Raw genomic sequence first — 13,634 nt, forward strand, 5'->3', positions numbered from 1 at the left:
CCCCCGGCGCGCTCCCCGCCGGGGAACCTCCGCCGGGCGGGGCGCGTCCTCACGGACGGGCGGACGGGACGGCCCGTCCGCGGACGAAGGGAACGACGCCGACGTGACCAGTGACAGGGCACGGAAGCTGTTCGGGGCGCTGGACCTCGACGAGGACGGGACGCTGACCCGCGAGGAGATGATCACCGCCCTGCGGACGAAGGGGCCGACCCTGGCCGCGGCGGGGGACCTGCCGCCGTGGGGGCTGGTGGACGCCGAGGCGTCCTCCGCGCTGTTCGACACCGCGGACCGGAACGGGGACGCCGTGGTGACCGTGGAGGAGTTCGCGGCGGTGGTCGACCGCCGGTTCGGATGGTGCTGACCGGCCGCCGGTTCGGATGGTGCTGACCGGCCGCCGGACGGCACCGGCCCCCGCCCGCGCGGGACCGGCCCGGCCGGGGCCGCCGTGAAGGGGTCCGGCCGCACGGGTGCTCCACCGCCTCGTACGCCTCGGGGACCCCGGCCGCGAGGCTCCCGGAACCGGGGCTCCCGGCCGCGAGGATCCCCGGCCCGGCCGCCGCTCCCGCGGGCTCCGCGCAGGCGGGGTTCGCGGCCGGGCGGAGGTCCCCCCGAGGCCGTAAGGATCGAAATATCCTCCGCTCCTATACTGCGGCCCATGCGATCCCACCACGTCCCCCTCCCCCGCGCCCGGCGGACCCCGCGGTGAGCGGGACCTCCGAAGCGGGGACCGCCGCCGGCAGCGCCGATCCCCCGATCGCGCCGCGGCGGCGCGTGCTCGCCGACCTGACGCCGCTGCGCACCAGCGCGGACTACCGCCGCCTGTGGGTGGGCAACACCATCTCCTGGACCGGCCAGGGGATGACCACCCTCGCGATCTCCCTCCACGTGTACGAGCTGACGGAGTCCAGTTTCTCCGTGGGCCTCGTCGGCCTGTGCTCCCTGGTCCCCCTCGTCGCCTTCGGCCTGTACGGGGGCGCCGTGGCGGACGCGGTCGACCGCCGGCGCCTCGGCCTGCTCAGCGCGGCCGGACTGGCCGCGCTGTCCGTGGTCCTGGCCGCCGGGACGCTCGCCGGGTTCCACCGGGTGTGGTTCCTCTACGCGGTGGTGGCGCTGCAGGCGGTCTGCGCCGCCGTCAACGCCCCGGCCCGCAGTGCGATGATCCCCCGCCTCCTGCCGAAGGAGCAGCTCCCCGCGGCGAACGCCCTGTCGTCGATGACCGCGACCTCCGGGGCCCTCGTCGGCCCCATGCTGGGCGGGCTGGCCGTCGGGGCGTGGGGGTACGAGGCCGCCTACCTGATCGACGCCGTCGCCTTCGGCGCCGCCCTCTACGCGATGTGGCGGCTGCCCCCGATGCCGCCGCAGCGCGCCGAGGGCGCGAAGCGGCCGTCCGTCCTGGCCGGGTTGCGGTTCCTGGCCACCCGCCCGAACGTGCGCATGACGTTCTACACCGACTTCTGCGCGATGATCCTCGCCCATCCGCGGGCGCTGTTCCCGGCGCTGGCCGTGCTGTCGTACGGGGGCGACGCCCGGACGACCGGCCTGCTCGTCGCCGCGCCCGCCGTCGGCGCCCTCCTCGGCGGGGTCTTCTCCGGCTGGCTGGGCCGGATCCACCGCCACGGCCTGGCCATCGTCCTGGCCGTCGCCGCGTGGGGGGCCGCGATCGCCGTGTTCGGGCTGACCCGCCACCTGTGGCTGGGGCTGGTCTTCCTCGCCGTCGCCGGCTGCGCGGACACCGTCTCCATGGTCTTCCGGTCCACCGTGCTCCAGACGGCCGTCCCCGACGACATGCGCGGCCGCCTCCAGGGCGTCTTCATCATCGTGGTCGCGGGCGGCCCCCGGGCCGGCGACTTCCTCGCCGGAACGGTCGGCGACCTCTTCTCGCCGGCCACCGCCGTGGTCGCCGGGGGCGTCGCGTGCGTGGTGGCGGTGGGCCTGCTCGCCCTCGCCCGCCCCGGCTTCCTCCGCTACGACGCGCGAACCCCCCGGGCCTGATCCGCGCGGCGGCCGGTCCCGCCGCCCGCCCGTCCCCGCCGCCCATCCGCCCCCCGCGGCCCGGACGAACGTCAGGCGGCGGGGGCCGGGGAGCGGTCGAGGTGGGCGACCGCCGTGCGCCAGGCGGCCGTCACCGCCGCGTGCGCCCGGGCGGTGTCGGAGGCGCGGTCACCGGTCGGGGTGAGCGGTGCGCCCACGTGGACGTGGAGGGCGGGGCGGCGGAAGGGGGCGGNGAGCGCTCCCGCCAGATGCCCCGNCNNNGCCCCGCCGGACACGATCCGGCGGGCCCCCGCCTGCCCCACGGGGACGACCGGTGCGCCGGTGCGCCGGGCCAGGCGGGACAGGCCGCTGCGGAAGGGGCCCGGCGCGGTCTCCTCGCCCTCCCCGAACGCCGTTATCCCGCCTTCGGGGTAGATGAGGACGGACCGTCCCCTGCCGAGGGCCTCCTCCGCCCGGTCGAGGGCGTGCGCGGCACGGCGGTCGCCCCGGTGCACGGGGATGTGGCCCCCGCGGGCGAGTGCCCCGCCGAGCAGGGGGACCCTCCACAGCCCCGCCGCCGCCATGACGACCGGCCGGACGCCGAGGTGGTGCAGCGCGGCGAGCACGACGGCGGGGTCGGCGAGCGAGGTGTGGTTGGGGGCGATGATGCCGCACGGCGGGAGGTGCGCGTCCCGGTCGGTGGTCACCGAGAGGTGGCCGAAGGCGGGGACCAGGGCGTGGGCGAGGCGGCTGAGCATGCGGTTCTCCCGGTTGCGGCGGTGTCGGTGGTCATCGTCGACGACCGGGCGGGGGCGGGGACTGAGTAACGGTACTCAATTCGAGCATGCGTGCGCCCGGGCGGGGCCTTCCTCGTACGGTGGACGTACGGCGGGTATACGGCGGGCGTACGGCGGGCGGCGGGCGAGTGACGGGCCGGCGGCGGGCGGGAGGCTCCGGTGCGTCCGGGCGGGTGCGGACCCGTCGCGGTCCGCCCGGCGGCGCACCGGTGGGACGCGGGGGCCGGGCGGTGCCGGTGGGTCGCCCGGGTGGGGGGCGTACCGGTGGGGCACGGGGGGCACACGTCTGCGGTGAGCTCGGGTGACTTCTTCTTCGCGCTGTTCGGGGCCGGTGCGCTCGCCGCCGCCGTGCTGCCGCGCCTCGTGGCCGGACGGCCGCTGTCCATGCCGCTGGTCTTCCTGCTGTGCGGGATGGTCCTCCAGGCGTCGCCGCTGCCGCTGCCCGAGGTCGATCCGGTGGGCGACCGGGTCTGGGCCGAGCACCTCACCGAGATCTGCGTCATCGTCTCGCTCATGGGCGCCGGACTCGCCCTGAACCGGCCCGTCGGATGGCGGCACTGGCAGGCGTCCTGGCGGCTGCTGGGCGTGACGATGCCGCTGACCATCGCGGTCACCGGGCTGCTCGCCTGGTGGCTGCTGGACTGGCCGCCCGCCGCCGCGCTGCTGCTGGCCGCCGTGCTCGCACCCACCGACCCGGTGCTCGCCTCCGAGGTGCGGGTCGGCGCGCCCACCGAGTCCGAGCACGACGAGGACGAGGTGCGGTTCGCCCTGACCAGTGAGGCCGGGCTCAATGACGGCCTGGCCTTCCCCGTCGTCATGGCGGCGGTCGCGCTGGCCGCGGCGGCCGGGGCGGGGCTGTCCGGGGCGTGGGTCGGGGAGTGGCTGCTGGTCGACGTGGCGTACAAGTGCGTCGTCGGCGTCCTGGCGGGGCTGGCGGTGGGCAAGTTGCTGGGCTGGCTGTTCTTCCGCGCCGGCTGGGACTCGGTGCGGCTGTCCGAGCACCGGGACGGGTTCGTCGCCCTGGGCGCCACCTTCCTCGCGTACGGGGTCACGGAACTGGCCCACGGATACGGCTTCCTCGCCGTGTTCGTCACCGCGTGCCGCATCCGGGCCGCCGAGCGCGCCCACGGCTACCACACCGTGCTGCACGACTTCGTCGAGCAGATCGAACGGCTCCTGACCGCCGGACTGCTCTTCCTGCTCGGCGCCTTCGTCGCGCGGGGCGCCCTCGCTCACCTGACCTGGCAGGGCGCCCTCGTCGGCCTGCTGCTGCTCTTCGCCGTCCGGCCGTTGACCGGGTGGGCGGCGCTGCTGGGCACCGCCGCCGGTCCTCGGGAGCGGGCCGTGACCGCGTTCTTCGGCATCCGGGGCATCGGGTCGCTGTTCTACCTGGCGTACGCCCTCGGGATGGAGGGCTTCCACGTCCCCGCGGAGGAGCTGTGGGCGGTGGTGACCTTCACCGTCCTCGCCTCCGTCGCCGTGCACGGGATCAGCGCCTCGCCCGCCATCTCGCGCCTCGACCGGCTGCGGCTGCTCAAGGCCCGGCGCCGGTACCGCAGGAAGCGGCCCGGGGACGACCAGATCGCCCACGAGCGGCTCTGACACCTCCTCCGGTCCGCCGGCCCGCGCGGCGGGGCGCCCGTCCGGGGGCTACTCGAAGCGGGAGGTGTCCCCGGCGCCCCGGCGGACGATCTCCGGCGCGCCGCCGGAGAAGTCGACGACGGTGGTGGGCGCCGTGCCGCAGTCGCCCGAGTCGACGACGGCGTCGAGGACGTGGTCGAGCCGGTCCTTGATCTCCCAGCCCTGGGTCATCGGCTCCTCCTCCCCCGGCAGCAGCAGGGTGCTCGACACCAGCGGCTCGCCCAGTTCGGCGAGGAGGGCCTGGGTCGCCGTGTGGTCGGGGATGCGCACCCCGACGGTCTTCTTCTTCGGGTGCTGCATCTGGCGCGGCACCTCCTTCGTCGCGGGGAGGATGAAGGTGTAGCGCCCGGGTGTCGCCGACTTCAGCGCCCGGAACACGTCGTTGCCGATGTGCACGTACTGGCCGAGCTGGGCGAAGTCCCGGCAGACGAGGGTGAAGTGGTGGCGGTCGTCCAGGTCGCGGATGCCGCGGATCCGCGCCAGGCCCTCGCGGTTCCCCAGCTTGCAGCCCAGGGCGTAGCAGGAGTCCGTGGGGTACGCGACGAGGGCGCCGGAGCGGATCATCTCGGCCACGGTGCCGACGACGCGGCGCTGCGGGTCGTCGGGGTGCACATCGAAGTACTTCGCCATCCGGCGAGCTTAACGCGCCCCCGCGGGGAGGCCCCGGCGCCGCGGGGCGCCGGGGGTTCCGTCCCCGGAGCGGGACGTCCGGCCGGCGGCCCGCCGTCGCGGACCGCCGGCCGGACCGGCGTCAGCGGACGCGGCCGTAGAGGACCTTGCCGGTCCAGATCCGCTCCAGCCTCACCACGGTGCCCGCCTTCGGGGCGTGCCAGATCCGGTTGCTCCCGGCGTAGACGCCGACGTGGTAGACCCGGCCGCCGGAGTGGAAGAAGACCAGGTCGCCCTTCTGGAGGGCGGAGGCCGAGATGTGGCGCGTGCGGTTGTACTGCTGCTGCGCGGTGCGCGGGAGGGTCTTTCCGGCCTGCTTGTACGCGTACAGCGTGAGGCCCGAGCAGTCGAACCGGGAGGGGCCTGCGGCCCCGTACTTGTAGGGGGAGCCCTTCTTGGAGGCCGCCACGTTGAGGGCCTTCGTCGCGTACGCGGGGCCCGCGGCCTGCGCCTCGGGGGCGGCGCCCGGCGCCACCAGCGTGCCGGTGAGGGCCGCGAGGGCCAGGGCCGAGACGGCACCGGTTCGGGAGACTGCGGACGGAACGTGATTCTGCGCGGTCATGCGCAACCCTTCGTCATCCGCCTGCGAAGGATGACCTGTCGGGTTCGGGCAGGCGAAGTCGCCCGGCCGCTGACGCGGCTTCACCCCAAGGGGCGTCCGTCGTACGCACGCCCCGCACTGCCGGGTCCTCCACTCCTGCCGATTCCGTTTCGTGTCGACCGGATCCGGACGGCGGCAGGACTCGGCGTCCGCCCGGACCGCCTCGCCACGGCGGCGAGGACTTGTCGTCGTCATGGATCTTGACGCATGACGGAGTGAATCTTCGAACGGAATCGGCGTTTTGTGAGACTCCTCACCGTTGGGCCGATCTGGGTTCGGCAGGCGACCGGAGGGTTACGGGCGGGCGTCCGGAGGGCGTGGCAGGGGCCTCGGAACGGTGCCGGCGGACGCGCGTTACGCTGTGCCGGTGACTCTTCTCGTGATGCGCCGGCACGTGGACTACGTGCGCGTCACGACCATGAGCTGTCCGCGTCAGGACTGACTTCCCCTCTCCATCGGTCTTGCGGCGGACGCGCCTTCCCGGCACGCTCCAGCCGGCGCCCTTCTCGCGCCGTGTCCCCCGTCCTCCGGGTGGCAGGACCGTGCCCACACGCGAAACGGAAGGCCATCGCCATGCCTGCCTCGAACGCCCCCGTGCCCCACGCCCTGCCCGTCATCGACCTCTCCGCGGCGGACGACCCGCGGACCCGCGAGGCGTTCCACCGCGACCTGCTCGCCGCGGCACGCGACGTGGGCTTCCTCCACCTGACCGGACACGGTGTCGAGGACCGCGAGATCGCCCGGATCATGGAGCTGACCCGGGCGTTCTTCGCCCTGCCGGAGGCGGACCGGCTGGCGCTCAGTAACCTGAACTCGCCGCACTTCCGCGGGTACACCCGGATCGGCCACGAGCTGACCGGCGGCCGCTCCGACTGGCGCGACCAGCTGGACGTCGGCGCCGAGCGGCCCGCCGTCGAGGTGGGACCCGGCGACCCGGCGTACCTGTGGCTGGAGGGGCCCAACCAGTGGCCCGCCGCGCTGCCGGAGCTCCGCACGGCCGTCCTCGCCTGGCAGGACCGGCTCGCCGCGGTCGCGCACCGGCTGCTGCGGGAGCTGCTCACCGCGCTCGGCGCGCCCGCCGACCACTTCGACGGCGCCTTCGCCGACCGCCCCCACCTGCACACCAAGCTGGTCCGCTACCCCGGCTCGGCACCCGCGGGGGACGGGCAGGGCGTGGGCGCGCACAAGGACTACGGCTTCCTGACGCTGCTCCTCCAGGACGAGGTGGGCGGCCTGCAGGTGCGGTCCGGCGACGGCTACCTGGACGTGCCGCCGCTGCCGGGGGCGTTCGTCGTCAACCTGGGCGAGCTGCTGGAGATCGCGACCGACGGGTACCTGTCGGCGACCGATCACCGGGTGGTGAGCCCTCCCGGCGCGGTGGAGCGGTTCTCCGTCCCGTTCTTCTACAACCCCCGGCTGGACGCGGTGATCGGGACGGTGCCCGGCGCGTACCTGGAGCACGCGCCGGGGATCGCCGAGGACCGCGCCAACCCGCTGCACGCGGAGTACGGCCGCAACGAGCTGAAGGGATGGCTGCGGGCCCACCCGGAGGTCGCCCGGCGCCACCACCCCGGGCTCGTGGCGGGCTGACCACCCGGCGGGAGCGGTCGCGGCGGCGGGCGGGGATCCTCCCTCCCGTCCGGCCGGGCGCGGGCGGGGTACGTGCGCCTCGCGCGTGCCGCCCGCGCTCCCGCGGCGCCGGTCAGTCCCCGGCGAGGGCGGCCAGCAGCTCGCTCTCGCGCCGTGGGTCCAGGCCCGCGCGGCGCGGGCGGTCCAGGCCCTCCTCCCGCTCCCAGCGCAGGGTGTCCGCCAGCAGTTCCGCGCGGGGCCGGTGGCGCAGGCCCGCCGCGCGCGCCGCGGAGCCGTCGCGGGTGGGCCAGCCCTCCGGGCCCGGTTCGGCCACCAGCCACATCGGCAGTGAGTCGGGGCCCGTGTACTGGCCCACCCCGTTCGCGAGGAGCCAGGCCGAGTCGGCCGCGACGAGCGGACCGGTGTGTCCCGCCGCCTGCCGGGACAGCCCGATCCACTCGCGGAGGGGCACGACGGGGCCGACCGCGTCGTACGTGCCGGTGGTGCCCGCCTCGGCGGCGTCGAGCAGCCATGCGGAGAGGTCCCGCACGTCGACGACCTGGGTCGGCAGGTCCGGGGTGCCGGGGACCAGCATCGGCCCGTGGGGGTCGCGTGCGGCGCGGGCCGCCCAGTAGCCGGAGCGGCCGGTGTGGTCGCCCGGGCCGCCGATGACTCCGGCGCGGGCGACGAGGAGCCGGTCGGCCGCGGCGTCCGCCGACGCCCGCTCGCAGGCGACCTTCGCCTCGCCGTACACCGACCGGTCGGCCTCGTCCCGGTCGATCGGGGCGAGGAGGGGGGTGGACTCGTCGGGGCCGGCCGCGTCGTGGGGGGCGTACGCGCTGATGGAGGAGACGTACGTCCAGTGCCGGGCCCTGCCGGCGAGCGCGGCGAGCGCCTCCCGCACGAACCCCGGCTGCCAGGACACCTCGACGACCGCGTCCCACGTGCGGTCGGGCAGAGCCGCGTACGCGGCGGGGTCGCGGCGGTCGGCGGGGACGAGCACCGCGCCGTCCGCGACCCGTCCGCTCTCGCCGCGCGCGAGGCAGGTCACACGGTGGCCGCGCGCGAGCGCCTGCCGGGACAACTCCCCGCCGAGCCAGGCCGTTCCGCCCAGTACCAGGATCTCCATCCCCCACCCAAGCGGGCCGGGTCCCGGCCGTCCAGGCCGTTCGCCGACGGCGCACCCGGGCCCGGCGGGGGCGGAGGCGGCGCCCCGGCGGGCCGGTCGTGACGCGCGCCGCGCCGAGGCGCGGGAATGCCGCCGCCCCGTGTGATCGTTGGTGTCCGCAGTAGCGACCATCGACGACGTGAGGATCGACCACTCGTGAGCAAGGCCCCCTCCCTGACCCTGAACAACGGTGTCGTGATGCCGCAGCTCGGCTTCGGCGTCTGGCAGGTGCCGGACGCCGAGGCGGTGGAGGCGGTGGGCACCGCCCTCGCGGCCGGCTACCGGAGCGTCGACACCGCCGCCGTGTACGAGAACGAGCGCGGCACCGGGCGGGCCGTCGCCGCCTCCGGGCTCCCCCGCGAGGAGGTGTTCGTCACCACGAAGCTGTGGAACAGCGAGCAGGGGTACGACTCGACGCTCCGCGCCTTCGACGCCTCCCTGGAGCGGCTCGGCCTCGACTACGTGGACCTGTACCTGATCCACTGGCCGGTGCCGGCGCGGGACGCGTACGTCGACACGTACAAGGCGTTCGAGAAGATCCTGGCGGACGGCCGCGCCCGCGCCATCGGCGTGTCCAACTTCCTGCCCGAGCACCTGGAGCGGCTGATGGACGCCACGTCCGTCGTGCCCGCGGTGAACCAGATCGAGCTGCACCCCTACCTCGCGCAGGAGGAGGCCCGCGCCTTCCACGCCCGGCACGGCATCGCGACCGAGGCGTGGTCGCCGCTGGGCCAGGGCCGCGGCCTGCTGGAGGCGCCGGCCGTCGTGGCCGTCGCCCGCAAGCACGGCCGCACCCCGGCACAGGCCGTGCTGCGGTGGCACCTCCAGCTCGGCAACGTGGTGATCCCCAAGTCCGTGACCGCGTCGCGGATCAGGGAGAACATCGACGTCTTCGGCTTCGAGCTCGACGCGGAGGACATGGCGGCGTTCGCGGCGCTCGACGAGGGCCGGCGGCTCGGACCGGACCCGGCGGTCTTCGGCGCCTGACGCGCGGCCGCGGGGCGCGGTCGCGGACCGCGCCCCTCGCCGTGCGGGGGCGGCCGGTCAGGCCTTGCGGTTCATGGGGCCCCAGGGCCCGCGCTGGCGCGCCACCTCCTCCTCCGCCTCGCGGATCACCGCCAGGTCGATCCAGCACACCGGCTCCACGTCGTCGAGCAGCGGCTCGTTGTCCGGGCCCCTGGCGACCTCGTGGCCGCGCAGGGCCCAGGGGCGCACGTCGCCGTCCCGTTCCTCGCGCAGGTGGCAGTAGTCGTACAGGCGGCGGGCCACCCACAGCCGTACGGAGCGGTCCTCCCACCAGCTCTCGACCTGCAGCGGGTTCGCCGACAGGCCGGGCATGGGGATCCCGGTGAGGTGGTCGACGCTGCGGGTGTCCTCCAAGTCCCGGGCGGGGCCCCGCGACCAGCGGACGAAGAGACTGCCGTGCCGCTCCACGAGGGCGGCCAGCTCCGCCAGGCTGCCGACGGTCGGCAGCTCCGTGACACCGTCGGGGGCCGTCGTGCGGGTCGGCACCGCTACGGTCTCGTCCATGTGGTTCACCCTTCTCGTCGTGCAAGGACCAAACGCCGCGTACCCACCCGTAACAGAATGACTCCACGGGACGTCCGGCGCAGGCCGGAGCGTCCCGTGGTCCTCCGGTCGCCTACCGGACGGGCGGCGGCGCCCGCCGGCCGCCCGGTTCCCCGGGGGCGGCGGGCGGAAGGTCACCTGCCGTCGACGGGGAGCCAGCCCGAGTAGGCCTCCGGCTGGTGGTACCTGCCGGTGTCGCCGTCGTAGCGCAGGGCGCGCAGGCGGACGCGGCCGGACTCGTCGTAGTCCTTCGCGCACTTCACCCAGCGGTTGTGGCCGGACTTGTTGCGGCACGCCTCGGGGCCGCGGCCGTGGTCGGTGTAGACGCCGCCGATCGCGGACATGCCGTCGGCGGCGGTGTCCAGGACCCAGACGACGTCGCCGTCGTGCTGGAAGCAGACCTTGGAGCCGTAGGTGGAGACGCACCAGCTGTCGGGCGGCAGGGAGGAGGACGCCATCGGGGTCCGGACGCCCGTCGCGGCCCCGTCCTCCTCGGTGCCCGGGGTGAGGGTCCACTCCGGGGTGTCGGTGACCGCGTCCCCGGCGGCGGCGGGGGTGGCGGCGAGCAGCAGGGCCGCGACGGCCGCGGCGGCGCCCGGCGCGGTCCGCCGGATGGCGCGGGGAGCTCGGGACGGGGTCGTACGCATGTGGAGATCCCTAGCGTGTCATGAGCGTCTCAAGGAAGTGGGGTGATCCTAACGTCGCGATCACCCGCCCGCATCGGAACGTTCCGGCCATCGGGCGGGCTCCGGGCCGGGGGCGGCCCGGAGCCGCGGGAGGCGGTCCGCCCCGGCCCGCGCGGCGCGTCCGGGGCCGCGGGACGGGCTGATGACCGGTGTGGCCGCGGCGACCGGCGGCTCCCTCCGCCTGGTCCGCACGGTGATGGAGGTCGCCGTGCTCGCGATCGGCTGGCTGCTCGGCGGCACCGTGGGCGTCGGGACGGTGCTGTACGCCCTGGCGGTCGGCCCGGTCACCCAGCTCTGCCTGCCCCGGTTCACCCGCACCGGCCCCGCCGACCGGGCCGGGGCGCGGCCGGGCGCCCCGGCGGCTTTGGACCGCGCCGGCTACGCCCCGGCGACGGGCCGGTAGACGCACACCCGGGCGCCGGTGGGGCCGGTGGTCTCGGAGACCGGTTCCAGCGTGCGCATCCGGCCGTTGCGGGGGAAGATCGACTTCCCGCCGCCGAGGATCACCGGCATGACCACCAGCCGGAGCTCGTCCACCAGGTCCTCGTCGAGCAGCGTCCGGACGAGTGTGGGGCTGCCCATGACGAGGAGGTCGCCGCCCGGCGCCGCGCGGAGTTCGCGGATGCGGGCGACGGCCTCGCCGCCCGGTATGCGGGAGGTGTTCTCCCACGTCAGGTCGTCGTCGCCGAGCGTTTCGGTCACGACGTACTTGCGCAGGGAGTTCATCCGGTCGGCGAAGGGGTCGCCGGCCCGGTCGGGCCAGGCGCCGGCCATCGCCCGCCATGTGCGGCGCCCCATCAGCAGCGCGTCGGCCTTCTCCAGCGCCTCGTCGAACGCGCCGCCCACGACCTCCGGGTCGAAGAAGGGGTGCGTCCAGCCCCCGTGGGCGAAGCCGCCGTCGGTGTCCTCCTCGGGACCTCCCGGGGCCTGCACCACGCCGTCGAGGCTGACGAACTCACTGATCACGATACGCATGGGACTCGTTCCTCCTGCTCACCACGGTGTACGGGAGGGAAGACCGCCGGGCCGCGGGAAAGTCACCGGCCCCGTCGCGCCGTACGCGGTGACATAGCTCACACCGCCGAACCGGGCGCCGTCCGGGAGCGCCCGCCGCGCCTCCGGGCCTCCCAGCCGCCCCTCGGCCCGGCGGGGAACCGGCTCGGGGCCGCGGCCCGGCCGCCGCGACGGCGGACGGCGAAGGGGACCGCGCGGTACGCGGTCCCCTCCGTACGGTCGCCGGTGCCCCGGCCCGGGCGGGCCGTCAGACGTCGCCCGGCCTGACACGACCGCGCCAGGCGCCGGACTCCCCGCCCCGCGTCTCGATGAACTCCTTGAAGCGGCGCATGTCGCCCTTGACGCGGCGGTCGATCGTGCCGGTCATGTCGGCGGCCTTCTCGGCGAGGCCGGTCGGCTCCACGTCCATCACCAGCTCCACGCGGGTGTGCGTGTCGTCCACGCGCTGGAAGCTGACGACGCCCTTCTGCTGGGTGTCGCCGCTCACCGTCCGCCAGGCGATGCGCTCGTCGGGGAGCTGGTCGATGATCTCGGTGTCGAACTCCCGCCGCACACCGCCGATCTTGGTCGTCCAGTGGTTGTGCCGGTCGTCGAGCTGCGTGACCTCCTCGACGCCCTCCATGAAGTTCGGGAACTCCTCGAACTGGGTCCACTGGTTGTACGCGGTGCGGACCGGCACCTCGACCTCGACGGTCTCCTTGACCTTGCCCATCAGTCGCTCCTTGCTCTCGTGACGGCGGCGCGGCGGGTGCCCGCCGCGCTCGGCACTCGTGGCCGGGTACCCGTCTGCGCCGGGACATGCACGCGCACCGGGGCGGCGTGCCCCGGCCGCCCGGGTGGCGCGGCTCCCGGCCCGGCGGTGCGGCCCGCGGCGGTGCCCCGTTCGGGGGCGGGGCCGTTACGGGCCCGCCCCGCGGGGTACCTCTGCGCGGACCGGACGGTTCCACGCTCAGGGGTGTCGCATGCAGATCGGGTACAAACTCGCCGCGGAGGCCTTCGCCCCGGGCGAGCTGGTGAGGCAGGCCGTCCTGGCCGAGGAGGCCGGGTTCGACTTCGTCGAGATCAGCGACCACTTCCACCCGTGGCTGGACAACCAGGGGCACTCCCCGTTCGCCTGGACCGTGCTCGGCGCGATCGCGGCGCGGACGAGCCGGATCGGGCTGGCCACCGGCGTGACGTGCCCGACGATGCGGTACCACCCGGCGGTGATCGCACAGGCCGCGGCGACGCTGGCGCTGCTGTCGGAGGGGCGGTTCGTGCTGGGCGTGGGATCGGGCGAGCGGCTGAACGAGCACGTCGTCGGCGAGGGCTACCCGGCGGTCGCCACCCGCCACGAGATGCTCCGCGAGGCGCTGGAGATCATCCGGTTGCTGTGGAGCGGCGGCTACCGCTCGTACGAGGGGAAGCACCTGCGGCTGGAGGACGCCCGCGTCTTCGACCTGCCCCCGACGCCGCCGCTCATCGCCGTGGCGGCGAGCGGGCCCGCCTCGACGCGGGTGGCGGCCGAGCTCGGGGACGCCCTGTTCGCCACGGAGGCCGACCCGGACGTCGTCCGCCGGTACCGGGAGGCGGGCGGCGACGGCCCCCGCTACGCGGAGGTCCCCGTGGCGTGGGCGCCCGACGAGCGGACCGCCGCGCGGGCGGCGCTGGAGACGTCGCGGTGGGCGGTGACCGGCTGGAAGGTGATGAGCGAGCTGCCGAACCCGGTGAACTTCGAGGCCGCCACGACCACCGTCCGCGAGGAGGACGTCCTGGACGCCTTCGCCTGCGGCGACGACCCGGAGCGGTACGTGGAGATGGCGCAGCGGTACGTCGACGCCGGGTTCGACCGGCTGGTCATGCAGAACGCGGGCCCCGACCCGGACGGCTTCGTCGACTTCCACCGCCGCGAACTCGACGCCCGGCTGCGCGGGCTCGAGCCGGGCGGCNNGGGGAAGNNCGCGGCGGTG

The 13,634-nt window shown here is 75.4% G+C and carries 14 protein-coding genes, 2 pseudogenes and 1 riboswitch; of the genes and pseudogenes, 7 read left to right on the forward strand and 9 right to left on the reverse strand.

Annotated features, from left to right (window positions below):
• Positions 1 to 103 precede the first annotated feature (103 nt).
• Together MW084_RS00730 and MW084_RS00735 are read left to right on the forward strand one after the other, a co-directional pair.
• Positions 104 to 361, forward strand: a complete 258-nt coding sequence (locus MW084_RS00730) for an EF-hand domain-containing protein (protein WP_029553247.1) — start codon at positions 104 to 106, stop codon at positions 359 to 361.
• Positions 362 to 702: 341 nt separating this feature from the next.
• Positions 703 to 1,992: an MFS transporter gene (locus tag MW084_RS00735; RefSeq protein ID WP_010468169.1), complete on the forward strand. Its 1,290-nt coding sequence runs from the start codon at positions 703 to 705 to the stop codon at positions 1,990 to 1,992.
• Positions 1,993 to 2,063: 71 nt separating this feature from the next.
• Here MW084_RS00735 and MW084_RS00740 read toward each other — a convergent pair.
• Positions 2,064 to 2,224: pseudogene (locus MW084_RS00740) on the reverse strand (1-acyl-sn-glycerol-3-phosphate acyltransferase); the annotation flags it as partial.
• A gap of 29 nt (positions 2,225 to 2,253) precedes the next feature.
• Positions 2,254 to 2,729, reverse strand: a pseudogene (locus MW084_RS00745) (lysophospholipid acyltransferase family protein); the annotation flags it as partial.
• A 330-nt stretch (positions 2,730 to 3,059) separates the two neighbouring features.
• Between MW084_RS00745 and MW084_RS00750 the strand changes: the two are divergent.
• Positions 3,060 to 4,370, forward strand: a complete 1,311-nt coding sequence (locus MW084_RS00750; RefSeq protein WP_010468165.1) for a cation:proton antiporter — start codon at positions 3,060 to 3,062, stop codon at positions 4,368 to 4,370.
• A gap of 48 nt (positions 4,371 to 4,418) precedes the next feature.
• Here MW084_RS00750 and MW084_RS00755 read toward each other — a convergent pair whose 3' ends face one another.
• Both MW084_RS00755 and MW084_RS00760 read right to left on the reverse strand, forming a co-directional pair.
• Positions 4,419 to 5,039 carry an L-threonylcarbamoyladenylate synthase gene (locus tag MW084_RS00755; protein ID WP_010468164.1) on the reverse strand — a complete coding sequence of 207 codons (621 nt, stop codon included), beginning with the start codon at positions 5,037 to 5,039 and terminating at the stop codon, positions 4,419 to 4,421.
• A gap of 121 nt (positions 5,040 to 5,160) precedes the next feature.
• Positions 5,161 to 5,640, reverse strand: coding sequence for a C40 family peptidase (locus tag MW084_RS00760; RefSeq protein WP_010468163.1), 480 nt, complete (start codon positions 5,638 to 5,640; stop codon positions 5,161 to 5,163).
• 3 nt (positions 5,641 to 5,643) lie between these two features.
• Positions 5,644 to 5,797, reverse strand: a riboswitch (cyclic di-AMP (ydaO/yuaA leader).
• Between the two features lie 455 nt (positions 5,798 to 6,252).
• On the opposite strand from MW084_RS00760, the gene MW084_RS00765 reads away from it, so the two are divergent.
• Complete coding sequence (locus MW084_RS00765; protein ID WP_010468161.1) at positions 6,253 to 7,269, forward strand: isopenicillin N synthase family dioxygenase; 1,017 nt, start codon at positions 6,253 to 6,255, stop codon at positions 7,267 to 7,269.
• A gap of 112 nt (positions 7,270 to 7,381) precedes the next feature.
• Here the strand turns inward: MW084_RS00765 and MW084_RS00770 are convergent, their stop codons facing one another.
• Positions 7,382 to 8,377, reverse strand: a complete 996-nt coding sequence (locus tag MW084_RS00770) for a Rossmann-fold NAD(P)-binding domain-containing protein (protein WP_010468160.1) — start codon at positions 8,375 to 8,377, stop codon at positions 7,382 to 7,384.
• Between the two features lie 195 nt (positions 8,378 to 8,572).
• Here MW084_RS00770 and MW084_RS00775 point away from each other — a divergent pair, with 195 nt between their 5' ends.
• The gene (locus MW084_RS00775; protein WP_010468158.1) at positions 8,573 to 9,403 is read left to right on the forward strand and encodes an aldo/keto reductase; all 831 of its coding nucleotides are present in this window, start codon (positions 8,573 to 8,575) and stop codon (positions 9,401 to 9,403) included.
• 57 nt (positions 9,404 to 9,460) lie between these two features.
• Here MW084_RS00775 and MW084_RS00780 read toward each other — a convergent pair whose 3' ends face one another.
• Both MW084_RS00780 and MW084_RS00785 read right to left on the reverse strand, forming a co-directional pair.
• Positions 9,461 to 9,946, reverse strand: a complete 486-nt coding sequence (locus MW084_RS00780; RefSeq protein WP_010468156.1) for a DUF6098 family protein — start codon at positions 9,944 to 9,946, stop codon at positions 9,461 to 9,463.
• A gap of 173 nt (positions 9,947 to 10,119) precedes the next feature.
• Positions 10,120 to 10,632 carry a hypothetical protein gene (locus MW084_RS00785; RefSeq protein WP_010468154.1) on the reverse strand — a complete coding sequence of 171 codons (513 nt, stop codon included), beginning with the start codon at positions 10,630 to 10,632 and terminating at the stop codon, positions 10,120 to 10,122.
• 181 nt (positions 10,633 to 10,813) lie between these two features.
• On the opposite strand from MW084_RS00785, the gene MW084_RS00790 reads away from it, so the two are divergent.
• Positions 10,814 to 11,074, forward strand: a complete 261-nt coding sequence (locus MW084_RS00790) for a hypothetical protein (RefSeq protein ID WP_010468153.1) — start codon at positions 10,814 to 10,816, stop codon at positions 11,072 to 11,074.
• Here MW084_RS00790 and MW084_RS00795 read toward each other — a convergent pair.
• Together MW084_RS00795 and MW084_RS00800 are read right to left on the reverse strand one after the other, a co-directional pair.
• Positions 11,050 to 11,646, reverse strand: a complete 597-nt coding sequence (locus MW084_RS00795; RefSeq protein ID WP_010468152.1) for a dihydrofolate reductase family protein — start codon at positions 11,644 to 11,646, stop codon at positions 11,050 to 11,052. The genes MW084_RS00790 and MW084_RS00795 overlap by 25 nt on opposite strands.
• A 286-nt stretch (positions 11,647 to 11,932) precedes the next feature.
• Positions 11,933 to 12,397, reverse strand: coding sequence for an SRPBCC family protein (locus tag MW084_RS00800; RefSeq protein WP_010468151.1), 465 nt, complete (start codon positions 12,395 to 12,397; stop codon positions 11,933 to 11,935).
• Between the two features lie 250 nt (positions 12,398 to 12,647).
• Here MW084_RS00800 and MW084_RS00805 point away from each other — a divergent pair.
• Positions 12,648 to 13,613, forward strand: a 966-nt coding sequence (locus MW084_RS00805) for a TIGR03557 family F420-dependent LLM class oxidoreductase (RefSeq protein WP_275563408.1), incomplete at its 3' end; no start/stop codon positions are given.
• Positions 13,614 to 13,634: the final 21 nt, after the last annotated feature.

It is taken from the genome of Streptomyces sudanensis (assembly GCF_023614315.1).
Classification (GTDB): Bacteria; Actinomycetota; Actinomycetes; order Streptomycetales; family Streptomycetaceae; genus Streptomyces; species Streptomyces sudanensis.